Source organism: Treponema bryantii NK4A124 (genome assembly GCF_000421345.1).
Classification (GTDB): Bacteria; Spirochaetota; Spirochaetia; order Treponematales; family Treponemataceae; genus Treponema_D; species Treponema_D bryantii_B.
Map to the genome: position 1 here is coordinate 257,371 of NZ_ATWV01000003.1, position 20,983 is coordinate 278,353.

Here is a 20,983-nt window from a genome sequence, read left to right on the forward strand (position 1 = left end):
AAATAATTTGGGAGGAGAAAAAGATTATGGAAAAAAGAACACTTGCACAGATTGACGCCGAGATTGAAGAAACAAGAGCTGCACTTAAGGACGTTCATGGAACCGAGACTGAGGTTTACGCACGCATCGTAGGTTACTACCGTGCCGTAAAGCACTGGAACAAAGGAAAGCGCGATGAATTCGATCAGCGCAAAATGTTCACTCTCGAAGCCAGCAAGGAATATGATATTACTGCAGCAGACCAGCCATGCGTTCGCAAGGCACCTGCTAAAATGTCTGCAGCAGAACCAGCAGCAGATTTACAGAGCGTAACATACGAAATGTATACAAGACAGACATGTCCTAACTGCCCTCCAGTAAAAGACTTTATGTCTGAGCTTGATATGCCGGGACGTGCAATTGATGTAGATACAAAAGAAGGTCTCGCAGAGGCTGCAAAGAAAGGTGTATTTGCATCACCTACAGTAATCTTCTACAACGAGGCTGGGGTAGAAACTGCACGCTGCCACAATGTTGAAGAACTTGAAGCTGTATTCAACAAGGTAAAAGTAACTGCATAATGTCAGAGCTTGACCTGAATAAACCTGCGGGCGTACTTGTAAAAACCACTTGTGTGGATTTTCCAGGTCTGGTCGCAGGTTCTTTTTTTCTAAAAGGCTGTAATATCCGCTGCCCCTACTGCTACAACATAGGACTGGTATTGAATGATTCGGAAATACCCGCAGGCACTCAAACCGAACCACTCAACACTGTAGCAGAACTTTTTGCCCACCTTGAAAAGCGTCAGGGTATTTTAAGCGGCCTTGTAATAAGCGGCGGAGAACCCTTGTTAAATCCTTATACTCCGCTGATAATCCGCAGGGCAAAGGAACTGGGCTACAAAATCAAAATAGACACAAACGGAACCCTTCCGGAAAAATTACGAGCTCTGATTGAAGACGACAGCCTTCGGCCGGACTTTATTGCCATGGACATAAAAACCAGCCCTTCCCGCTATTCTACTTTAATTTGCGGAGACGCCTCTCCATATTTTGGAAAATCTGATTTTTTCGAAAAGGTACTTTCTGAAAGCACAGAGCTTGTTGCAAGTTATTCTGCAGACTGCCGCGAATGGCGCACTGTTCTTGTCCCGGGACTCGTTACAAAAGATGATATAAAAGAAATGGCAAAACTGCTGCCGGTGGATGCGAGCTGGCAGTTTGCCCAGTTTATGAATCAGAACTGTCTGGACCCGAGCTATAACGACATCTACCCTTATACTGATGCAGAAGCAAAAGAATTAATTGATTACGCAAAGACATTTATTGAAGGCGCAAATCTAAGATAAAGTCATGCTGAACTTGTTTCAGCATCTATTACATTATTCTTGCAAATTCTTTTACTATCTGTGGAATAAGAGTTTCGACGCGACCGTTACAGCTCATGCCGCTGGCATTTTTGTGACCGCCGCCGCCAAACTTTGACGCTACAAGGGAAACATCAATTTTATCCTGTGAACGGAAACCGCCTGTACAGGTAGTCTCTGTATCCTGACGAAGGAATACTACAGCTTCTACACCTTTAGCACTCAGCATAAGCTGATAAAGGGAATCTGAATCGCGGCCTTCCAGGCCCCATTTTTTTGTATCTTCAAGAGACTCCCAGGTTACTACCAGTCTGCCGTCAAGATATCTTTCGGCTTTACCCAAAAGAATACCAAGAAGCTTTCTTGTAGAATAAGGCTTGCCGGAATTTATTTCACGATAGGTTGTTCTAGGGTCTGCGCCAGATGCAACAAGACGGCTTACTGCTGCAAAGACCTCAGAAGAATTTTCAGTCAGGAATCTGAAAAAGCCTGTATCTGTACAAATTCCAAAGAAAAGAGTTTTTGCAAGTTCGGCAGGAAGGTCGCCAATCAGTTTTTCGTAAAAAAGCTGAATTAAAAAAGCACAGGCTGGTGCGTTTGAATCGACATGCCCTTTCATTCCGTCTGTAAGACCGCTTGTTTTATGATGATCAATAACAAAGGTATCAAGATTTTTCAGATCGCCGTCTATGTCACCAATACGGACAATTTCAGAACAATCAGCTATAAATAAACCGCTTTTTTTGCGTTCACTTTCATCCTGAAATTCCATAGTATCCGAAAACTTATCCTGCCAGCGGATAACTTCGTTTCTCTTAAAAGGTCCTGCAGAAAGTAACTGATAAGGTTTTCCAAAGTAATCAAGTATTGCGGCTATTCCAAGACATGAGGTAATGCAGTCTCCATCCGGTTCCTTATGTCCTGCAATAAAAAAGAAATCATGATTTTCTATAAAAGATTTGAGTTCATCGATTATTTCTTGAGATAATTCAAACATTCGCAAATTCCGTTATTTTAAATAAAAAAAAAGAGGGTTTATAACCCTCTTTTATAATACCGTATTTCGGACTAGAATTCCAAGTCTTCCAGAGTATCTTTATCGGCACCTTCCATATTCTTTCTGGAATCTACCATACCCCAGATTGAATTACTCTTATTCATAGGAATTGAAAGAATAACCCGTTTAAATTCACCACCGTCTTTTACGACTGTCATGTATGCACCAAGAGATGTTTTTACGGCACGGAACTTCAGCTTTCTTGGTTCCTCATTATTGCCTTTTCCCCATTTTTTAGGAATAACAACATTTCCAACACCTGTTTTATTTTTCTGGTAAATAACTGCGTATCCGTCTTTACCTTCAAGTATTTTAAGAACAGGTACATTTACATAAGATATATCTGTCCATTTTCCTTCAGTACGTTCAGGTGCAGAAGCACTACTGTTTTCTGCTGCAAAAATAGAAGCAGACAAAGCTGCAAAAACTGCAAGTATAATCAGTATTTTCTTCATATTAACTCCTGTACAGGTAATTATTTATTTACCATCAAATCAAGTAATAGTAATTATAAACCCAAAGTTTTTTTTTAACAAGATTTTTTCTTTTTTTTATCTTTATAATTTTTTTAATGAAAAACATGCCTTCTGGATTTTTTTTTAATAAAGAGGCAGATTTTTTAACGGACTTGTTAATGAAAAATGAAAAAATAGAAAAAAAGTAAAAAAAAATCCGGAACTGTAAAAGTACCGGATTTAAGCTAGCGACTAATGGGATTGAACCATTGACATCACGGATATGAGCCGTGTGCTCTACCAACTGAGCTAAGTCGCCAAAAGATGTTGCTATATTATCATTTTGCATAAGTCAGGTCAAGTATTAAACATCCAAAAAAGTTAAAAAAATACCAGTCATTTCATATTTTTCCACACATGGCACAAAACTTGCATATATACAATTTACCGGGAAAATGACAGCTCGCTTTACTGACCCTAAAAATCATTAAAAGAGGTATTATTATGAAAACACAAAACCTGAACGAACTGCCGGAACAAATGCATTGCGGAAAAATCAATGAAAATCAATTCCTTGATCTGATCTGCAGATTTGTTATTAAAAATTATCCTGTTTTTGGACTTCACAAATACGATGAAGATTTCCGGCAGGAAGTACTGATGAATCTTATTGAAAAGAAAACCAGGCTTATTCATCAATACAATCCGGATATAGGGGACTTTTTTACATATCTTTACTGTAATATATGTAATATCATAAACATCAATATAAAAAAACAGATTATTCAGTCTTTAAGGGAAAAGATAAACTACGAAGAATGCATCCTTGAGCTGGAAGAAAAAGAAGAAAAATATTACAGAATTGATTACAAGAATTTTGAATTACCAAAAGTCCCTTTCAAAGCCGCAGCTACAGTACAGCCTGAAGTTATGCAGTCATTAAAAGACAGGCAGCTGAAACACAATGAAAAGAAAATTGTAATTCTAGCCTTAAAATCTTCGTATTATCTTACTGATGAACAGATTTTAAGGATATGCAGTTATTCCGGAATCAATAAAGAACATTTATACAAGCTGATTGAAAAATGTAAAGAAACATTAGATGAAAAAAGCATCAGAAGGGAAAAAGCTGAAGAAAGAAGAAACTTTGCATATTTCCATCATAAAAGATACTTAAAGATTATGGCTAAACTTGAAGATGATGTGCTGAGTAATAACACGGTCTGCAAAAACTTTGAACAGATGAAAGAACACATGGAAACAATGGAGAAAAAACACAGACGCAGCTGGAGCCGTCTTAATGATTCTTTTGAAAAAGGTCATATTTATTTACGGCCATCAAACCAGACAGTGGCAAATCTTATGGGAATGTGTGAACGTCAGGTTAACTATTATATAAACTGTGCAAAAAAGGATCTCGAAAAATCAAAAATACAAATATCTGATGAACCATAATTATTGTTTATAGCCGGTATTTTCATTATATTGATTTATATGAAAATCTACTTAGCAACCGGAAATAAAAATAAAAAAAGAGAGATGTGTGAACTTTTACCGGAACACACAATCCTTATTCCTTCTGACGAAGGAATTGCTTTTGATCCTGATGAAACAGGAACAACTTTTTACGAAAACAGTCTGATTAAGGCACGCACACTTTATGATATTGTGCACTGCCCTGTCATTGCAGACGATTCGGGAATTTGCGTAGACGCCTTGGGTGGAGCGCCTGGCATTTTCTCTTCACGCTATGCAGGCCCTGCTTTTATGCATGGTAAGCCAGACGGCGGTAAAATCAGCCAGGAAGAACAGAATATCTTCCTTATTCAGCAGACAAACGAAGCTATAGCAAAAGGAAATCTTCCTAAAGCTGCATACCTTCACGGAGACCGTTCCTGCCATTATACCTGCGCTATGGTAATGTACTGCGGCCCGGACCGTCTTTTTGTAGCCCAAGAAACCTTTGAAGGCGCATTAATCGACGATATTTCAAAACAGGCCGGCAGCGGCGGCTTCGGTTACGACCCTATCGTTTTCTTACCAGAATATCAGAAAACAGTTGCCGAACTAACAGCCGATGAAAAGAATGCCATTTCCCATCGCGGAAAAGCAGTTCGTGCCCTGAAAAAAATTATCGAAATTTTCTAAATTTTTTCTAAAGTTCCTCCAGAATCCTGCCGATATTAACCGTAGAAGTGTTATGGCTGTACCGACTTCGCTGAAGCAGCAGTCAGGCGTTTCGGGCAAAAATGTGTAGATGTAGCCTTGTAAAACATTTACGCATTTTTGCATCTTTTTTCAAACAGAAGAAAGGATTCTTCTGCTCACATTCCAAGGAGGAATACTATGGTTATCAACCACAACATGTCGGCAATGTTTGCCAATCGTCAGCTCGGAGTTACAGGTCTCAGTCTTAACAAAGACATGGAGAAATTGTCTTCAGGCGAAAGAATCAACCGTGCAGGTGATGATGCTTCAGGACTCGCAGTATCTGAAAAGATGCGTGCTCAGATCCGCGGTTTGAACCAGGCTTCACAGAACTGTTCAAATGGTATCAGCTTTATCCAGACAACAGAGGGTTACCTCCAGGAAACAACTGACATCATGCAGCGTATCCGCGAGCTTGCAGTTCAGGCTTCTAACGGAATCTATTCTGAAGAAGACCGCATGCAGATTCAGGTTGAAATTTCGGCTCTTGTTTCTGAAGTTGACCGCGTTGCTTCTGCCGCTCAGTTTAACGGCATGAACATGCTTACTGGCCGTTTCGCACAGCCAACAGGAGAAAATGTAGTAACAGCTTCTATGTGGTTCCATATTGGTGCTAACATGGATCAGAGAGTACAGGTATTTATCGGTACTATGTCTGCTGCAGCTCTTGGAGTTCGCGAACTTGGTTCAGAAGAGAAGCTTTCACTTGCTACACCGGAAGATGCCAACCGCGCAATCGGAACTATCGACGAAGCATTGAAGAAGATCAACAAACAGCGTGCTGATCTTGGTGCTTATCAGAACCGCCTTGAACTTACTGTTAAGGGATTGGATATTGGTGCTGAAAACCTCCAGGCTTCAGAATCACGCATCCGTGATACTGATATGGCTTCACAGATGGTAGAGTTCACAAAGAATTCTGTACTTCAGCAGGCAGGTACAGCTATGCTCGCTCAGGCTAATACCCAGAGCCAGAATGTACTCAGCTTGTTGAGATAATCACTTGTCTTTAGCCAGATAGTGAGTTATAATTAATTTTAGGTTGCGAAAGCAGCCTAAAATTAATTGCGCGGTGTTTTTTTTGTCTTACTCCCCTTTATTTTTCAGCAAAAACATCGTAAAATTAATAAGCAATTATTGATTTTTACATGCCCGTTTTCAGCGGCGCATTGTTCTTTGACATAGTGTTTCCATGCAGGCTGGTGACGGCAGGAACAGTCAGTTTTAATTTTAATAAAGACTGACTATTCCTGCTGAATGGTCTGAAACTAAATCAGAGGCGCAGTACTGATTTAGCCTTCACCTGCAGGACAAAAAGCATGAGGCTTTTTGTTTTTAAGCAAACATGGAGGCACAAATATGATTATTAATCACAATATGAGCTCACTCTATGCTGATCGTGTGACAAACATTTCTAATGAATCGATCATGAAAAACATGGAGAAGCTCTCATCTGGTGAACGCATCAATCGCGCCGGTGACGATGCATCAGGACTTGCTGTATCTGAAAAGATGCGCAGCCAAATCCGTGGTTTGAACCAGGCTTCAAAGAACATCCAGAATGGTGTTTCTTTCATCCAGACAACCGAAGGTTATCTTGCTGAAACAACAGACATTCTTCAGCGTGTTCGCGAACTTGCTGTTCAGGCTGCAAACGGTATCTACAGCGATGAAGACCGCATGCAGATTCAGGTTGAAGTTTCACAGCTCGTTGCTGAAGTTGACCGCATTGCAAGTGTAGCTCAGTTCAACGGTATGAATATGCTTACTGGACGCTTCGCAGAAACAGGCGACAGCACAATGCAGTTCCAGATTGGTGCAAATATGGATCAGAACGCTCGTGTATTCATTGGTACAATGACTGCATCAGCTCTTGGACTTAAGGGTGCACAGGGTAGCGAAGAACAGATCACTATTTCATCACCAGAAGAAGCAAATATGACACTTGGCGCTGTTGACGCTGCATTAACTCAGGTTAACAAGCAGAGAGCAGATCTTGGTGCATATCAGAACCGCTTCGAATTGGCTGCAAAGGGCGTAAACATTGCTGCTGAAAACACTCAGGCTGCAGAAAGCCGTATCCGTGATACAGACATGGCTTCTGAGATGGTTGAATTCACAAAGAACAGCATTCTCACACAGGCTGGAACCGCAATGCTCGCTCAGGCTAATAACCAGTCACAGACTGTATTGGCACTCTTGCAGTAGACAAATTAAAAAAATATGAATTAAAGAGATAACTGGATGTCATCTTTTTGATTTGAAATATGGAAGGAAGGGGTATGCGCCCCCCTTCCCTTTCCATTTTTTTCAAGGAGGAGAACTATGAATACTATTAATACGAATTCTATGGTTCATGTGGCAATGGATGGCCAGTCTCTTTACAACACAAACAGAAATACGGTAAGCAATACTGCACAACAGGTTGCTGCCCTATCCATAACTCCCACAGGAGCCCAGGTAGCGCAGAACATTGAACAGAATATTGCCGAAATAAAGGCAGATTCTCAAGCGCTGCAAAAAATGACTGAAATGGTTGGCGGAAATAAGCTGCAGTTCAGTGTGAACAAAGAACTTGGAAGCGTAGTAGTTTCTATTGTTGATTCAGCTACAAACCAGGTAATAAAGCAGATTCCGTCAGAAGACATGCAGAAACTTAAGCTTCGCATCAGAAAAGCTATTGGCTCAATGTTCGACGAAGTAATATAAGCCTATGGCCGGACTGAACATACCAGGCGTTACTGATCAGTATAATACAAACGATACTGTTGAAAAGCTCATGAAAATTGAGCGTATCCCTCTTACAAGGGAACAGAATCAGCTTGAATCGTTAAAAACTGAGAAGAACGCCTGGCGCGACATTAACCAGCGACTCTCAGCTTTAAGAGATAACACAAAAACTCTCTACTCATTTGAAAATCCATTTAACAGTAAACTCACCTCATCAACAGAAGAATATGCAATTACTGCAGAAGCAAACCGCTCTGCAAGTCTTCAATCATTTAAAGTTGATGTTCTTCAGGCGGCTTCTTCAGACCGCTTTCTAAGTGACGAGCTGGAAAATGATTTTAAAGTTCCTCAGGGAACTTACACTTACAAGGTAGGAGAAAAGCAGATTACTTTTAACTGGAAAGGCGGTTCCCTTAAAGATTTTTCAAGTGCAATAAATAAACGTGGAAATAACATAATTAAATCATCTATCATTGGTGCAAGTGCCGGTAAAAAATCTCTGCTCATAGAAGCAGTTCCAACCGGCAAAGAAAACCGCCTTATTTTTGAAGATGATGCCAAAACATTTGCCTTTGATTCAGGCATGGTTGATAAAATTAAATCTCAGACACAAACTTTTGCAAACTCTCAGACAGAAATTCTGCCTGTTAATAAAATTGAATATGACGAACCGGTTTACATGCCGCCTCTTTCTCTTACCAACACAAAATATGATGAAGAAAAACAGACTGCTATTGTAGACCCCCGGGGAGCTTACCAGGTTAAAGTCCCTGAAAAAATTCTCCGGGACAATGCATTACATCTTCAGTTTACGATTACAGAAAAAGAAACAGAAGATATTACAGAGGCAATAAATAAAACTTTACTCCAGCCAGAACTTCCTGATGCAGGAACAGCTGAATTTGACGGAATTGTAATAAACAACAATGAATCGGATACTAATCTTAATCTGCCGCCAGAACCACCTGCCCCTCTCGAACCTGTAAAAACAAATCAGATTTTATACGCCGTAATGGAAGATGGCAGCGAAAAGGAACTTCCATACACTCCGGCCGAAGAAGGCAAAGCCGCACAAATTGATGTAAAACTTTCCGACTATCCGGGAATCAAAGCAATTGCCCTTCGCAATCAGAACACAGGAACAAGCTATGAAATATCAAGCTTTACTGCTCTTGATCCTGTTACGGACCTTGGATATGGTCCAAAGCATCCTGTCTCTACAGCAGATGATGCAATTATCAAATACGAAGGAATTACCATTACCCGTTCTTCAAATAAAATTGATGATGTAGTTCCTGAAATTACATTGAATGTACACGACAAAACAGAAAAGACAGCTACAATTGCCGTAAAGCCCGATGTAGATGCTTCAAAAACAGCCATTATTGATTTTGTAGGTAAATATAATCAGGCAGTTGCTGAGCTTAATATTCTTTCTCAGAATAAGCAGGAAATCATTGATGAACTTGATTATCTTTCTTCTGATGAAAAAGAAGCAGAACAAAAGAAGCTGGGACTTTTTCAGTCTGATTTTTCTTTAACAAATATAAAATCAAATATGGCTTCTACAATAGCAGCCCGCTATATGTTCTCTGATTCGGCAGAGGTTACAATGCTTTCACAGCTTGGAATCGCAACCAATGCAGGCGGATATTCGGGCGGCTATTCACAGAGTAAGCTTCGCGGCTATCTCGAAATTGATGAAAAGAAACTTGATGATGCTCTTGCAAATCATCTTGATGATATAAAAATGCTTTTTGGTTATGACTCAGACGGAGACCTTATTGTAGACACTGGAATTGCCTATAAGCTTGATAAACAGATTTCTGCTTATACACAAACAGGCGGCATTCTTGCAATGAAGACTTCTTCTCTTGATTCAAAAATCAAAAGCTCAGAAACAAAAATTACAAAGCTGGAAAGTCAGATGGCTAAAAAGGAAGCAGAGCTTCGCAATAAATACAGCCAGATGGAAGGCTCTCTGAACAGTCTTGAAGCTCAGCAGAATACAATTTCGAACTTCACAAAGCAGCAGCAAAAACAAAATTAAGGCAGGTAAAATATGATTGAATTTTATATAAATGGACAGCAGGTTGATGTACAACTGGAAGATGAACAGACAATTGGAGATGTTCTTAAATCTTTTGAAGCTACCTGCGAAGAAAACAAAGCAGCAGTAATAGGTATTATTGTAGACGGAAAGCAGATTACTGCAGACATTTTTGACGAGGAAGCTGCAAAACCTCTTGGCAATGATACAAAATTTGAATTTTCTATTGTTACTGAAAATGACATAAAGGCTTCCTTTTCAAAGCTTTCAGAACTGTTCAGCGAACTTGCAAATCAGATGGAGGGTGTGCCGGTGGCCCTTCAAAGCGGAAAGAATCTTGAAGTAAGTGAATCTATAAAAAAACTTGCAGACAGCATAGACCAGTTCTGCCACATTGCAACACTTGCTTCCCTCTTCCCTGAAACCTTCTCAAGCGAGAGTTTAAATGGAATTAATTTCAAAGATTTCTTTGCAGAGTTTTCTCCAATCCTTAAAGATTTTGAAGATGCCCTGCAGAATAATGATACGGTAATGCTTGGAGATCTTTCTGAATACGAAATCTGTCCAAGATTAAAGGATATTTCGAAAGCCCTGCAGAATATGTAGAGCCTTCTAAAAAGCGAGGTGTAAATATGTTCTTTTTATTAGGTTCAGGAAGCGGTTCCCCTGTTGAAGCGCGAATTGCACATCGCGGTGACATTGCTATTATCATCATACTTCTTATTATTGTTGCGGCAATTCTGGGTATTGCATTTATAGTATGGATGCGAATAAAAAACTATTACAAATCAGAAGCATACCTGGAAAAAGAACGCAGCAGAAAAACCAAGTTTAAAGATATTCAAAAGCTTGCAAAAGAAAATAATCTTAATCAAACAGAAATAAATACCCTTTGGGAAATCTGTAAAATTACAGACACAAATAACATCCTTTACTCAATCAAAAGCAACAATGAAGTAAATGAACTTTTTCATACTGCATATGACATAATGAAACAGCAGAACCTCTTTACAGACGAAAAAATGAATGATTTCTTTACAACACTTTTTAAGCTGGAAATGATTGTTGCTCAGTACAAAAAGGTGCTTTCTACACGCCAGATTCAGATTGGCTGTGTTGTATTTTATATTTCCAACGAGGGTGAACAATATCCATTTACGGTTACCCAGAACCAGAAGGATTTCTTTACTGCTGAAATTCCAGAGTTCATTTATAAATCTCCAAGAAGACCTGAACTTCTAACCCGCAGCCGATTTACCTTCCGTACGCCAGACGGACTTTCCTATAATCTTATAACCAGAATTATACGTTACAACGAAGGAAATGACGGAAAATATTACATGGTACTTTCACATTCTGAGCAGCTTGAATGTCAGGCTCAGCGTCACTTTAAGCGAGAATTTTTTGAAAGAGATTGTTCATTTAAGGCAGTTAAAGTTAATGAAAATCATAAAAAGAATGAAGAGCTTTACACCTTCTCCGATAAAGAATACCCGGGAAAAATCACAAATATTTCTGCCGGCGGCTGCTGTATTCAGACAACTCTTCCTATTAAGGAGAACCAATATATTGGTGTAATCCTGCCGGAAACTGGAATTGACGAAACAATTGTAGGAATCATCCGCCGTACAAGAAAGCTACCTACCGGGAAACTTGCTTTACATATTCAGTTCATGCAGATTTCACTGGCTACTAAAAACAGAATTCATACTCTCGTATATAAATATGAACTTTAAAAATGAATATTTAAAAGACTTGATAACAGAGCATTTTTGGAGTATTCTATAATAATATGAGAGTGATTGAGCTACAGAACATTCAGCGCGAAGAAGGTCAGATTTTCTATCTCAGAAAATATACGTGCGATGCAATAATGGAATTTCCTACCAGCACTGATACAGTTCATATTTTCTTCAGCATTGAAACAAGCCCTATGGGAAAAAAGATTATTGAGCTCTCATTCCCTCAGCCAGTTAATTATCCGCTTATTCCGGTAAAAAAGGCCCTGCTCGAATATATTTTTACAGAAGAGCTCGAAGGCAGACTACCTTGTTAACATTCACAACTAAATCTCCAGAAGAAACAATTGCCCTTGGCCAGCGAATAGGCAGCAAACTTAAAAAGGGCGACGTTTTAGCCATGCAGGGAACCCTTGCAGCTGGGAAAACAACTATTACAAAAGGAATTGCACAGGCTCTTGGAATCACAGACACAATCACCAGCCCAACCTTCTGTCTTATAAGCGAATATTATGGCAAAATGCCTCTATATCATATGGATGTATACAGACTTGAAGGTGGCGAAGATTTTGTAAATCTTGGAACCGACGATATGATTTACGGAGACGGCGTTTCCATTATTGAATGGAGCGAAAAAATTATGGATGAACTTCCTTCCCGCACCATTATAATTCGTCTTACTCCACAGGATGACGGAAGCCGCCTTATTGAAATTGAAAACTGGAATAATGGAGAAATATAATGAATATCTTAGCTTTAGACTGTGCAGTAACAAGAATCTCTCTTGCAGTAAAAACTGAATCAAAATTTATTTCTTCAACTTACGACATTGGTATGAGACAATCTGAAATTCTCGTACCTTCAATAGATGAACTTTTGAAAAAAGCTGACATATCTGCTGCAGATTTAAATGCCACAGCACTCACAATAGGACCGGGAAGCTTTACAGGCCTCCGCCTTGGCATTTCTGCCCTTAAAGCAATAGAACTTGCCTATGGAGTTCCTGTATATGGAATCTCTTCTCTGGAAGCTTACGCTTTCCCTTATAAGAATCTTGATTATCCTTTAATCTCTTGTATTGATGCAAATAAAGATAAATTTTACTGCCGCATAACAGACGGAGAAAAATGTCTTCTTGAAGACGGCGACTGGGAAGTTGAAAAAATTATTGAAGAAGCAGGTAAATTCGACAAGGCTCTTGTTTGCGGCCCCGATGCTGAAAAGCTTGCAGAAAAACTAAATGCTGCCCTTCCGGGAAAAAAATATCTGCTTCCAGCAAGTCCAGCCATGACAGCAGAAGCTCTTATAAAAATTACAGAAGAGCTTATAAATAAAAAAGCCGAACCGCTTAAAGATTTTGACGGTCCGGTTTATTTACGTGCCAGCGAAGCTGAATTAAAACTTAACTCGACTATTTCTTAAGAAGCTTGCTCAATGCACTTACAGCAGAAATAGCCTTTTCGTTTCCTGATTCCTGACTGTCTACAACAGCCGCTTTATTTTCCATCTGTATTGCATCAAATACTTCCTGACGGAAGACCTTTACATCCTTAGGTGCTTCAACACCAATCTTTACCTGGTCACCATGTACATCAATTAAAGTAATTGTAATGTCATTACCAATCTTGATTTTTTCATCAATTTTTCTTGAAAGGATAAGCATTATTGCCCTCCTTTCTTGTTCAGAGCCTGAACTATATCAACCTTGGTTGACCAGCGGTTATCGCTAAGGATTGCCTGCATACACTGATGATTCTTTTTATTAATTACCAGAGGTCCCTGAAAGTTTGCAGTAATTGATGAACCGTCATGAGGAATTGTTACAATTGTCATAATGATGATATCTTCAGGTTTTGTAATTCCAATCTTTTTAAGAGCAGCATCGTCTATATCAGTTTCATATTCATTACAGATAAGGAAAGGATCAACTATTAAAAAAGCAAGGTTAGGATCTTCACATGACTGAAGCCAGATGAAGGGCTCGTAATCTGAATCTACGAGAGCATATTTTGTATAATCTTCGAAGCCAAAAAGTCCTTCGGGAATTGTAATCAAGTGGTCATCAGAAACAGTAATTTTTCCACGGGCTTTTGTTATAAGTTCCATAAATTAACCTCTATGTTTTAATTATGGTTTCGATATGCACTGCGTGCTACTCAACCATCGGTGGTTGAGTAGGTGCTTGGCACCGTATCGAAACCACCTTTTACTTTTTATCTCATGTAATTCAACAAGGTTGATGAATACATCTTTCCAGCCTGACTCAAGGTTGCCTGATTTGTATAATCCAGCATCTTAAGGTCAGTAATTGCCTTTGTAAAGTCCAGATCTCCTTCACGGCTTACCTGCTGGGTTACATCAAGAGCAAGTTTGCTGCTTCTTGTTGCATTAAGCTGGGCACGTTCATATTCAGCACCTGATTTTGCAATACGTGTTACAAGGCTGTCAATTCCTTTGTCGAGAGCACCAAGCACACGACCACCGATGCTTTCCTGGTCGCCTGCGAGCAGAGCATTTCTAAAAGCAATTACTGTATCGAACATGCTGCCACCGCTGAGGCGGGCTCCATTTGCAAGGTTGTATGGCGGGAGCTGAGATGAATCTTTAATGATTCCAAGTTCTTCGAGTGTAGAACCGCTGAGGTCCTGCAGCCAGAGCTGGCGGGCATCGGTTGTTTCAAAATTAAGGGCATTGCGGACAGGGTCAATTGTAGCCTTTACAGCAGCACCAGAGTTATTGATTTTTGCAGCAACAGCATAAACATTGTCGCCCTGCTTAATATCAATTTTTACTCCATCAACAGAAATTACTGTATCACTTGAAGCCTGCCACTGAGAAGCATCGCGGGCACCAAAAACCTGCTGATTTTCTGCCCAGAAAGTTTTGATTCCGGCATTGTCATTTACAAGATATTTACCTTCATCAACTTCTACCCGGTTTACATCAATATTTCCGTTATAGCGTACATTCTGAATAAGAGGAACTCCAGAACCTTCTACATTTCCCATTTCAACATCAAAAGCAGTTGCCTTTGTATTTGTTCCGGCAAAGATTGAGTTACCATCCTGACTTACGGCATTTGCATTCTGAACAAGAGCTTTGAGAAGTTCATCAACTTCGGTTGCCATGTTAGACATATCTTCTTTTGTATAAATTCCGTTGGCACCAGTTACAGCTAGCTCGCGGACTCTCTGCATTATTTCCAGAGAATCTGTCATGTAACCTTCGCGAACAGTAAACTGGTCTGAAAGTGTAAGTGCATTTTTTTCAAACTGATTTACGCGGCCAAGGTAAGACTGATAGCGTACAAGGTGTCCTGCAGCAATCGGGTCATCACGCAGCTGCTGAATTCTGTGCTGTGAGCCAATCTGATTATTGGCACGATTCAGGCGGCTCTCCTGAAGGCGAAGGGCGCTCTGAGTATTATTATTGTTCATCTGACTAGATATTCTCTGCATGATTTACTCCTTAAACTCCAAGTCTGTTGATTACTGTATCAATCAAACTGTCCCAGACTGTTACGAACTTTGCCGCAGCATTGTAGCCATGCTGGAACTTCATGATCTCGGCAAGTTCCTCATCAATATTTACACCACTAATTGAATCACGAAGATTACGGAGGTCATCCATAATTGCATTCTGACTCAAAAGATTTGTTTCTGCCTGTTCACCCTTAAGTCCAACGTTTGTAACTGTATCTGCAAAGTAGTCATCAAAGGTTTTCATTCCGCCAACCATAACGCTTGTGTTACGGATAGCGGCAATTTCTACTGCAGCACGACCATCACCTGTTGGTGCTGTACCAGCAGCATCCATATAACCAGCTGCAACACTCATTACGTCGTTTCGCAAAGCCTGATTTACTTCAATATAAGCAGAAGGATTATAAACAGGAGAAACAGAGAACTGAGAGCCAGCTGCAAGTGCATTAACAGCATCTGCCTGAGCAAAATCATAAGCTCCCTCGGCACCAGTTCCAGCCAAAACTCCGGAATAACCTGCAAGGAAGTAACCTGAATCTTCTACATGGCGGATTACAAAATCCGGATTATCTACACTCTGTGCTGTTGTTGCCTTAAGCACAAGGTGATTATTTTTATCGAGATAAGCCTTTACTTCGCTTGTAGAGTCATTGATGCGGGCAATTACAGTTTCTACAGTATCTGTGTGGAAGTAAGGAACCTGTACGTTTCCTGTGCTGCCGCTGAAGGTCATTACACCTTCAATTCCAACCTGCTGCTGTTTATCCAGGGCATTTGTACCTGTGAAGCGGAAAACATAAGAAGTATCGAGCTGTCCGTCGCCATTGCGGTCAAAGTTACCGTTTGCATTTTCTACAAATGGATGCTGTACAAAGAAATCAAGACCAGTAACCTTGTTTGCACCAACTGCATTGCGGTGAACATCGTTTACAAGGTCTGCAAAGTTCATTGTCATTGTATTGAGAGTCTGGATTTCGTTACGAACATCTACGTCGCGGAGTTCTACGAGAGCACCAAGAGTACCACCGTTGAATACAGCATCATTTCCAGTATCCTTCCAAACGAGTTTTGAGTAGCCTGTATCATCAAAGCGAGGAACAAGGTCAATTTCGCGGGAAATATTTCCCTGAACAATTACACGGCCACCTACGTGAACCATAAACTCATCGCTGTCTCTCTGGTCTGTAGAAATATTAATAAGCTTTGAAAGCTTGTCTACAAGGAGATCGCGGCGGTCAAGGAGGTCATTTGGATTATCCCCCATAGCACGGCTGCGAACGATTTCTGCATTACAGTCTGCGATCTGGCGGGCATAAGAGTTTACCTGCTTTACAGTTGCTTCAATATCACCATCAATAAGGTTTCCTACACCTGCTAAGGCCTCCCAGCGCTGCTTGATTGAATCTGTAAGGGTCTCTGCACGAGTTACAACTGCCTGACGGGCTGCCTTGCTTTCCGGATTAATTGAAAGCTCCTGCCAGGCTTCCCAGAACTTATCCATATTTGAGCGTACTGAAATATCATCAGGTTCATTATAAATCTGTTCAATCATCTGATAATACTTTGAACGGGTATCCCAGTATGATTCCTGATTTGCCTGAGCAACAATGCGTTCATCAAGCAGTTCATCGCGGATACGGTTGATTGACTGAACATCTACACCCTGCCCGATAAGACCAGGACGTTCAAGTCTTTCCAGATCCGGCTTGTAAAGAGGATCGAACTCCTTAATCTGTACGCGCTGGCGGCTGTAGCCTTCTGTATTTGCATTTGAAATGTTATGACCTGCAGTTGTAATGGCATCTGTATTTGCCATTATGCTGCGTTTACCTAATTCAATTCCAGAGAAAGTTGATCCCATAACTTACCCCCTAACATCTACCAGTACACTGGCTGGCTTTGGCTGTGTAACAGTGCCATATTTTGTATAATTCTTATTGCGAGTCTGTGGCAAAGCCTTCTCTACCACTTCAGCTATAAACTCGCGGGTTACATTTACATAGTTTGAAATAACCTGATTTTCTACCTTGCATTTAAGGAGTTTTGTGCGGAGACGACCAAGGCGTTCAAAATGAGGCTTAAGCTCATCTGTTTTAAGCTCATTCTGAATTTCATCACGACGAATATCAAATTTCTGGAAACTGTCAGAAATAAGGTTTACCTCATTAATATAACCAGTGAGGCTTTCCCAGTCCTTTTCTGTAATTGCCTTACGAAGCAGTTTCTGTTTTTCTGTAAGACGGTCGAGAAGATTTTCCTCTTCTGCCAGAACTGTTGCATATTCTTTAATCAATTCGTCCATTTTAATAACTCCTGGTAAAGTCCAATTAAAAATACTATGGGCCTTCTCTTTGAATATCGGACTTTGAAAAATTTTGTTTAGGATTTTTTGAGTATTTATTGTAAGAAAAAAAATTAAAAAAAATGAAAAAAATGTTAAAAAAAGCAGGTAAAGCTCTTGATTAAAACATCAATATTGTGTATATTCATTATCACTAAGTCAGTTAAGACTTCGGGCCATTAGCTCAGCTGGTAGAGCAACAGACTCTTAATCTGTGGGTCGCAGGTTCGATCCCTGCATGGCTCATTAAAGCTTCTAGCCAAACACTAGGAGCTTTTTTTTAATACGGTGCCTATAGTTCAGCGGTAGAGCGCCAGATTGTGGATCTGGTTGTCGTCGGTTCGATCCCGACTAGGCACCCTTTTTTATTTAACGCGCCTGTAGCTCATCTGGATAGAGCAACGGACTTCGAATCCGTAGGTAGGAGGTTCGAATCCTCTCAGACGCAACAGAGGGAGCCCACATGGACGTGGGCGACCGTAACGGCAAATCCTCTCAGACGCAGAAATTATCTTTCAATTTTGATATAATTAATCGAAATCTCATTATTTACCTGTCTTCCTGGCAGTTCTTCAAAATCCTCTTCAGTAATATCATCCCTATAAATCAGCTGATTGTATGTCGACGGATAATACTTATAAGCTTTTATACAAAGAACTATAGATTGTACTTCTTTATCAACAGAAATACTTCCATTTAAATATTTTGAAGTCGATAAGGTATATTCTTTATCTTCATCATCAGTATAATAAACCCTCACCTGTGTTAATCCTTCTTTCTTTAAGGCAGAAACATCAGTATCAAAGCTTTTTACATATCCATTAACTTCAAAGGTAAGATATATTTCATTATATGAAGAATTATTATCATCTGCCGAGCTGGTACGGATTTTCATAGGCTTACCTTCCATCAGCTCTTTAATTGATCCTTTTTTATATTTTTCAATCATCTGACCATATAAACCATAGCCCTTACCTTTTAAGGTTATAATCATGTCATCAATAGTCTCTGTTTCAGTATAATAATAATCTTCTTCAATTTTTACATTCTTACAGGAAGAAAGCATTATTAATGATAAAATTGTGAAAAATATAAAACCTTTATGATTAACTTTCATATAATTCCCTTGTTACTGCTGATAAAAAATTACAGCTTCATTATTTTTCGTCGTTATCCAGAAGTATTCAGACTTGATTGCTTTTTGTTCTTTTGTTTCAAGATTAGCAGTCGATTTCTTATTTCTTACCGCATAGAAATATTTTGATTCTGAAAGAGTGACTATATCTTCTTCATTTGCATCCATGTTACCAAAGTACTTTTCATATTTTTTATCAAATTCTTCCGAACTCCAGTGCCAGTCAGTAAATGATTTATTAATCATAGGAATTATCACAGATTTCATTGTTTCATAATCATCAAAAAAATAAATATTATCAATTATTTCATATTCCTTATAATCAGGATAAATCCAGCATGAAGAAAGAAGCATAAGAGAAGAAAAAAGAATAAGTGAGAAAATGTTTTTTTTGTACATCTTTATAAATTATAAGAAATATTCTATAATATGACAATGGCTATTGTAGAACTTAAGAATGTAAGCAAAATATATCAGATGGATAAAGTCTCTGTAAAAGCAGTAGATGACATTTCATTTTCTATCAATCAGGGAAGTTTTTGTGCAATTTCAGGTCCTTCCGGTTCAGGTAAATCCACCCTGTTAAACATTATAGGATTAACAGACCTGCCATCTTCAGGTTCAGTCATTATCAATGATATTGATATTTATAAAGACATTAATTTAAGCAAAACTCATAGAATTCCACTTTCAATAGATTCAAAGCTTACAGACTACAGACGCAACCTTCTTGGTTTTGTATTTCAGACCTTTAATCTTATTCCTGTTCTTAATGTTTATGAAAACATTGTAATTCCTTTACATCTTGGTAATTCCCCTGCCATGCAGACAATGGACAAAAAAGAACAGACAGAATGGGTTGATTATCTTATTGAAACCGTTGGACTTACAAACTGGAAAAAACATAAGCCTAGTGAGCTCAGCGGCGGCCAGAGACAGCGCGTTGCAATAGCCCGCGCCCTTGTTACAAAATGTCCAATCATTCTTGCTGATGAACCTACTGCCAATCTTGACTCAATAAACGGAGATCAGATTCTCGAACTGATGCAGAAATTAAATCACGAACTTAAAACAACCTTTATCTTTTCTACTCACGACCAGAAAATAGTTAACATGGCTACACAGGTTATTAAAATAAGAGACGGTAAAGTTGTAGAAGAATAATACTCTTCTGCTAATAATCTAAAGAAAGAGCTATTGAAGAACTTGCAAGGAAGGCTGGTATTTCATATTTTGAACCATAGCCTACTCCAATCTTATTAGACCATTCTGCATAAGGCAATATTCCGGATACAATAAAATTCAAGGCAGTAAATCCATGCTTTTCAGTTATGCTGTAATGGCTTATAAGACCAAGCTTCATATTTTTGTTTTTTCCAAGTCTTTTTAAGCCACCTTCGAAGGCAATACGATTACTATGCACATATTCTGCTTCCGGGCTATATTCATACTGATATTCAATATTAAAACCAATATTAGGATCAAAAGCATCAAAAAGTCTGTATAAACCTGCTGTGGCAACAATATAATCATAACCTGCTGAACTATTTAAGTTATGAATGTCTTTTACACGGACAATTCCCTGGCCATAAACATCAAAACCAAGAATTGTACGTTTTACTTCCAGACCTGCAAGATTTGTTCTTACAGGAACAGTATTCTTTGCAGGACGCTTTACATAAAGATTAAAGTTGGTATTTAAGAGAGAAAATTCAATTGAAGCATAGTAATTAAAATTGCTTGGTCTTACAGAAGCTCCCGGATATCCTGTAGCAGCAAGGGTCAATGTACCCCAGGCCCATGGATAACGTATATCAAGAGCAAGTGGGGCACCATCTTCTCCAAAGATATCTGCATGTTTTGGTCCGGTACTGTAAAGACAGCTTGTATGTACTTCGCAGCCATAATAATCACCATTAAACAGTCTTATATTACCCCAGGAAATTCCTTTTTTACCTGCTGATATGTAAAGGCGATTAAGAAGAAGATAATTAAAATATAATGATGATACTGCCAGTGAAAATCCGTTATCAATTCCGGTTTCAAGGCTTCCCCTTACAGAAAAGATATCACTCGGAACAATTGACATGTTTAATACATTTTTTAATGAAAAATACCCATTATAGTCGTCATTTTTTTCATTTCCGGCTTCATCTACATTTTTTCTGTGCAGGTAAATAAGTCCGACATCACCAGAAAAGCTTCCGGAAAAATGCACCATAGAAGAAAAGGCAGAAGCAACTACCTGTACAGGCTTTTCAGAATCTTCTGTTACTATAGCTTCTTCAACATCTTCTGCATCATCAAAAATTGAATCGAAGTCATCAATTTCAATGGAATCAAACTCGTTCAAGTCAGATTCATCCGTCTCTAAATCCTGGGCAATTAATGAAGCGGAAAAGAGAGAAAAAACTAAAAACAATATGGAAGCTTTTTTCATT

The 20,983-nt window shown here is 39.2% G+C and carries 24 protein-coding genes and 4 tRNA genes; 17 read left to right on the forward strand and 11 right to left on the reverse strand.

Going from position 1 to position 20,983, the window contains the following annotated elements; genetic code table 11:
- Window positions 1-26 precede the first annotated feature (26 nt).
- Window positions 27-560, forward strand: a complete 534-nt coding sequence (locus tag G626_RS0104260; RefSeq protein ID WP_033421600.1) for a glutaredoxin family protein — start codon at window positions 27-29, stop codon at window positions 558-560.
- The gene (locus tag G626_RS0104265) at window positions 560-1,327 is read left to right on the forward strand and encodes a radical SAM protein (RefSeq protein ID WP_022931560.1); all 768 of its coding nucleotides are present in this window, start codon (window positions 560-562) and stop codon (window positions 1,325-1,327) included. Before G626_RS0104260 ends, G626_RS0104265 begins: the two co-directional genes overlap by 1 nt.
- A 28-nt stretch (window positions 1,328-1,355) precedes the next feature.
- Here the strand turns inward: G626_RS0104265 and G626_RS0104270 are convergent, their stop codons facing one another.
- From G626_RS0104270 to G626_RS0104290, 3 genes are all read right to left on the reverse strand, one after another.
- Complete coding sequence (locus G626_RS0104270) at window positions 1,356-2,342, reverse strand: DHH family phosphoesterase (RefSeq protein ID WP_022931561.1); 987 nt, start codon at window positions 2,340-2,342, stop codon at window positions 1,356-1,358.
- A gap of 71 nt (window positions 2,343-2,413) precedes the next feature.
- Window positions 2,414-2,857: a hypothetical protein gene (locus tag G626_RS0104275; RefSeq protein ID WP_022931562.1), complete on the reverse strand. Its 444-nt coding sequence runs from the start codon at window positions 2,855-2,857 to the stop codon at window positions 2,414-2,416.
- Between the two features lie 246 nt (window positions 2,858-3,103).
- Window positions 3,104-3,176 (reverse strand) — tRNA-Met (locus G626_RS0104290).
- 185 nt (window positions 3,177-3,361) lie between these two features.
- Here G626_RS0104290 and G626_RS0104295 point away from each other — a divergent pair.
- The 11 genes from G626_RS0104295 to tsaB all read left to right on the forward strand — a co-directional run bounded on the left by G626_RS0104295 (window position 3,362) and on the right by tsaB (window position 13,006).
- A complete protein-coding gene (locus tag G626_RS0104295) occupies window positions 3,362-4,312 on the forward strand; it encodes a hypothetical protein (protein WP_022931563.1) in 951 nt (316 codons plus the stop codon).
- Window positions 4,313-4,351: 39 nt separating this feature from the next.
- Window positions 4,352-5,005, forward strand: a complete 654-nt coding sequence (locus tag G626_RS0104300) for a non-canonical purine NTP pyrophosphatase (RefSeq protein WP_022931564.1) — start codon at window positions 4,352-4,354, stop codon at window positions 5,003-5,005.
- A 198-nt stretch (window positions 5,006-5,203) separates the two neighbouring features.
- Window positions 5,204-6,064: a flagellin N-terminal helical domain-containing protein gene (locus G626_RS0104305; protein ID WP_022931565.1), complete on the forward strand. Its 861-nt coding sequence runs from the start codon at window positions 5,204-5,206 to the stop codon at window positions 6,062-6,064.
- Between the two features lie 360 nt (window positions 6,065-6,424).
- The gene (locus G626_RS0104310) at window positions 6,425-7,273 is read left to right on the forward strand and encodes a flagellin N-terminal helical domain-containing protein (RefSeq protein ID WP_022931566.1); all 849 of its coding nucleotides are present in this window, start codon (window positions 6,425-6,427) and stop codon (window positions 7,271-7,273) included.
- 117 nt (window positions 7,274-7,390) lie between these two features.
- Entirely contained in the window at window positions 7,391-7,774 is a 384-nt protein-coding gene (locus tag G626_RS17280) for a flagellar protein FlaG (RefSeq protein WP_022931567.1), read from the forward strand.
- Between the two features lie 4 nt (window positions 7,775-7,778).
- Window positions 7,779-9,845, forward strand: coding sequence for a flagellar filament capping protein FliD (fliD, locus tag G626_RS0104320; protein ID WP_022931568.1), 2,067 nt, complete (start codon window positions 7,779-7,781; stop codon window positions 9,843-9,845).
- 12 nt (window positions 9,846-9,857) lie between these two features.
- Window positions 9,858-10,451 carry a hypothetical protein gene (locus G626_RS0104325; RefSeq protein WP_033421602.1) on the forward strand — a complete coding sequence of 198 codons (594 nt, stop codon included), beginning with the start codon at window positions 9,858-9,860 and terminating at the stop codon, window positions 10,449-10,451.
- 26 nt (window positions 10,452-10,477) lie between these two features.
- Window positions 10,478-11,581, forward strand: coding sequence for a PilZ domain-containing protein (locus tag G626_RS0104330; RefSeq protein ID WP_022931569.1), 1,104 nt, complete (start codon window positions 10,478-10,480; stop codon window positions 11,579-11,581).
- A gap of 62 nt (window positions 11,582-11,643) precedes the next feature.
- Complete coding sequence (locus G626_RS0104335; protein WP_156003169.1) at window positions 11,644-11,901, forward strand: hypothetical protein; 258 nt, start codon at window positions 11,644-11,646, stop codon at window positions 11,899-11,901.
- On the forward strand, window positions 11,895-12,326 hold the full coding sequence (gene tsaE / locus G626_RS0104340; RefSeq protein ID WP_022931571.1) for a tRNA (adenosine(37)-N6)-threonylcarbamoyltransferase complex ATPase subunit type 1 TsaE: 432 nt from the start codon (window positions 11,895-11,897) through the stop codon (window positions 12,324-12,326). Before G626_RS0104335 ends, tsaE begins: the two co-directional genes overlap by 7 nt.
- A complete protein-coding gene (tsaB, locus tag G626_RS0104345) occupies window positions 12,326-13,006 on the forward strand; it encodes a tRNA (adenosine(37)-N6)-threonylcarbamoyltransferase complex dimerization subunit type 1 TsaB (protein ID WP_022931572.1) in 681 nt (226 codons plus the stop codon). Before tsaE ends, tsaB begins: the two co-directional genes overlap by 1 nt.
- Here tsaB and csrA read toward each other — a convergent pair.
- The 5 genes from csrA to G626_RS0104370 form a co-directional block, all read right to left on the reverse strand.
- Window positions 12,996-13,247, reverse strand: coding sequence for a carbon storage regulator CsrA (csrA, locus tag G626_RS0104350; RefSeq protein ID WP_022931573.1), 252 nt, complete (start codon window positions 13,245-13,247; stop codon window positions 12,996-12,998). The two genes, tsaB and csrA, sit on opposite strands and share 11 nt — an antisense overlap.
- A complete protein-coding gene (gene fliW / locus G626_RS0104355) occupies window positions 13,247-13,690 on the reverse strand; it encodes a flagellar assembly protein FliW (protein WP_022931574.1) in 444 nt (147 codons plus the stop codon). Before fliW ends, csrA begins: the two co-directional genes overlap by 1 nt.
- Window positions 13,691-13,797: 107 nt before the next feature.
- Window positions 13,798-15,042 (reverse strand): flagellar hook-associated protein 3, encoded by a 1,245-nt coding sequence (locus G626_RS0104360; protein ID WP_022931575.1) that lies wholly within the window; start codon window positions 15,040-15,042, stop codon window positions 13,798-13,800.
- A 10-nt stretch (window positions 15,043-15,052) separates the two neighbouring features.
- On the reverse strand, window positions 15,053-16,927 hold the full coding sequence (gene flgK, locus G626_RS0104365) for a flagellar hook-associated protein FlgK (protein WP_022931576.1): 1,875 nt from the start codon (window positions 16,925-16,927) through the stop codon (window positions 15,053-15,055).
- Between the two features lie 3 nt (window positions 16,928-16,930).
- The gene (locus G626_RS0104370; RefSeq protein WP_022931577.1) at window positions 16,931-17,368 is read right to left on the reverse strand and encodes a hypothetical protein; all 438 of its coding nucleotides are present in this window, start codon (window positions 17,366-17,368) and stop codon (window positions 16,931-16,933) included.
- A 212-nt stretch (window positions 17,369-17,580) separates the two neighbouring features.
- Here G626_RS0104370 and G626_RS0104375 point away from each other — a divergent pair.
- The 3 genes from G626_RS0104375 to G626_RS0104385 all read left to right on the forward strand — a co-directional run bounded on the left by G626_RS0104375 (window position 17,581) and on the right by G626_RS0104385 (window position 17,855).
- Window positions 17,581-17,653, forward strand: a tRNA-Lys gene (locus G626_RS0104375).
- Between the two features lie 42 nt (window positions 17,654-17,695).
- Window positions 17,696-17,767: transfer RNA gene (locus G626_RS0104380), tRNA-His, on the forward strand.
- 14 nt (window positions 17,768-17,781) lie between these two features.
- Window positions 17,782-17,855 (forward strand) — tRNA-Arg (locus G626_RS0104385).
- Window positions 17,856-17,915: 60 nt separating this feature from the next.
- On the opposite strand, the gene G626_RS0104390 is transcribed toward G626_RS0104385, so the two are convergent.
- Window positions 17,916-18,524, reverse strand: a complete 609-nt coding sequence (locus G626_RS0104390; protein ID WP_022931578.1) for a hypothetical protein — start codon at window positions 18,522-18,524, stop codon at window positions 17,916-17,918.
- 12 nt (window positions 18,525-18,536) lie between these two features.
- Window positions 18,537-18,941: a hypothetical protein gene (locus G626_RS0104395; RefSeq protein ID WP_022931579.1), complete on the reverse strand. Its 405-nt coding sequence runs from the start codon at window positions 18,939-18,941 to the stop codon at window positions 18,537-18,539.
- Between the two features lie 36 nt (window positions 18,942-18,977).
- Here G626_RS0104395 and G626_RS0104400 point away from each other — a divergent pair, with 36 nt between their 5' ends.
- Window positions 18,978-19,706, forward strand: a complete 729-nt coding sequence (locus tag G626_RS0104400) for an ABC transporter ATP-binding protein (RefSeq protein WP_027726977.1) — start codon at window positions 18,978-18,980, stop codon at window positions 19,704-19,706.
- 10 nt (window positions 19,707-19,716) lie between these two features.
- On the opposite strand, the gene G626_RS0104405 is transcribed toward G626_RS0104400, so the two are convergent.
- The gene (locus G626_RS0104405; RefSeq protein WP_027726978.1) at window positions 19,717-20,982 is read right to left on the reverse strand and encodes a hypothetical protein; all 1,266 of its coding nucleotides are present in this window, start codon (window positions 20,980-20,982) and stop codon (window positions 19,717-19,719) included.
- Between the last annotated feature and the right edge of the window lies 1 nt (window position 20,983).

Bases quoted from the DNA above. Each gene is read 5' to 3' on its own strand.
- G626_RS0104260 (WP_033421600.1), top strand. From the start codon at position 27: ATGGAAAAAAGAACACTTGCACAGATTGACGCCGAGATTGAAGAAACA.
- G626_RS0104265 (WP_022931560.1), top strand. From the start codon at position 560: ATGTCAGAGCTTGACCTGAATAAACCTGCGGGCGTACTTGTAAAAACC.
- G626_RS0104270 (WP_022931561.1), bottom strand. From the start codon at position 2,342: ATGTTTGAATTATCTCAAGAAATAATCGATGAACTCAAATCTTTTATA.
- G626_RS0104275 (WP_022931562.1), bottom strand. From the start codon at position 2,857: ATGAAGAAAATACTGATTATACTTGCAGTTTTTGCAGCTTTGTCTGCT.
- G626_RS0104295 (WP_022931563.1), top strand. From the start codon at position 3,362: ATGAAAACACAAAACCTGAACGAACTGCCGGAACAAATGCATTGCGGA.
- G626_RS0104300 (WP_022931564.1), top strand. From the start codon at position 4,352: ATGAAAATCTACTTAGCAACCGGAAATAAAAATAAAAAAAGAGAGATG.
- G626_RS0104305 (WP_022931565.1), top strand. From the start codon at position 5,204: ATGGTTATCAACCACAACATGTCGGCAATGTTTGCCAATCGTCAGCTC.
- G626_RS0104310 (WP_022931566.1), top strand. From the start codon at position 6,425: ATGATTATTAATCACAATATGAGCTCACTCTATGCTGATCGTGTGACA.
- G626_RS17280 (WP_022931567.1), top strand. From the start codon at position 7,391: ATGAATACTATTAATACGAATTCTATGGTTCATGTGGCAATGGATGGC.
- fliD (WP_022931568.1), top strand. From the start codon at position 7,779: ATGGCCGGACTGAACATACCAGGCGTTACTGATCAGTATAATACAAAC.
- G626_RS0104325 (WP_033421602.1), top strand. From the start codon at position 9,858: ATGATTGAATTTTATATAAATGGACAGCAGGTTGATGTACAACTGGAA.
- G626_RS0104330 (WP_022931569.1), top strand. From the start codon at position 10,478: ATGTTCTTTTTATTAGGTTCAGGAAGCGGTTCCCCTGTTGAAGCGCGA.
- tsaB (WP_022931572.1), top strand. From the start codon at position 12,326: ATGAATATCTTAGCTTTAGACTGTGCAGTAACAAGAATCTCTCTTGCA.
- csrA (WP_022931573.1), bottom strand. From the start codon at position 13,247: ATGCTTATCCTTTCAAGAAAAATTGATGAAAAAATCAAGATTGGTAAT.
- fliW (WP_022931574.1), bottom strand. From the start codon at position 13,690: ATGGAACTTATAACAAAAGCCCGTGGAAAAATTACTGTTTCTGATGAC.
- G626_RS0104360 (WP_022931575.1), bottom strand. From the start codon at position 15,042: ATGCAGAGAATATCTAGTCAGATGAACAATAATAATACTCAGAGCGCC.
- flgK (WP_022931576.1), bottom strand. From the start codon at position 16,927: ATGGGATCAACTTTCTCTGGAATTGAATTAGGTAAACGCAGCATAATG.
- G626_RS0104370 (WP_022931577.1), bottom strand. From the start codon at position 17,368: ATGGACGAATTGATTAAAGAATATGCAACAGTTCTGGCAGAAGAGGAA.
- G626_RS0104390 (WP_022931578.1), bottom strand. From the start codon at position 18,524: ATGAAAGTTAATCATAAAGGTTTTATATTTTTCACAATTTTATCATTA.
- G626_RS0104395 (WP_022931579.1), bottom strand. From the start codon at position 18,941: ATGTACAAAAAAAACATTTTCTCACTTATTCTTTTTTCTTCTCTTATG.
- G626_RS0104400 (WP_027726977.1), top strand. From the start codon at position 18,978: ATGGCTATTGTAGAACTTAAGAATGTAAGCAAAATATATCAGATGGAT.
- G626_RS0104405 (WP_027726978.1), bottom strand. From the start codon at position 20,982: ATGAAAAAAGCTTCCATATTGTTTTTAGTTTTTTCTCTCTTTTCCGCT.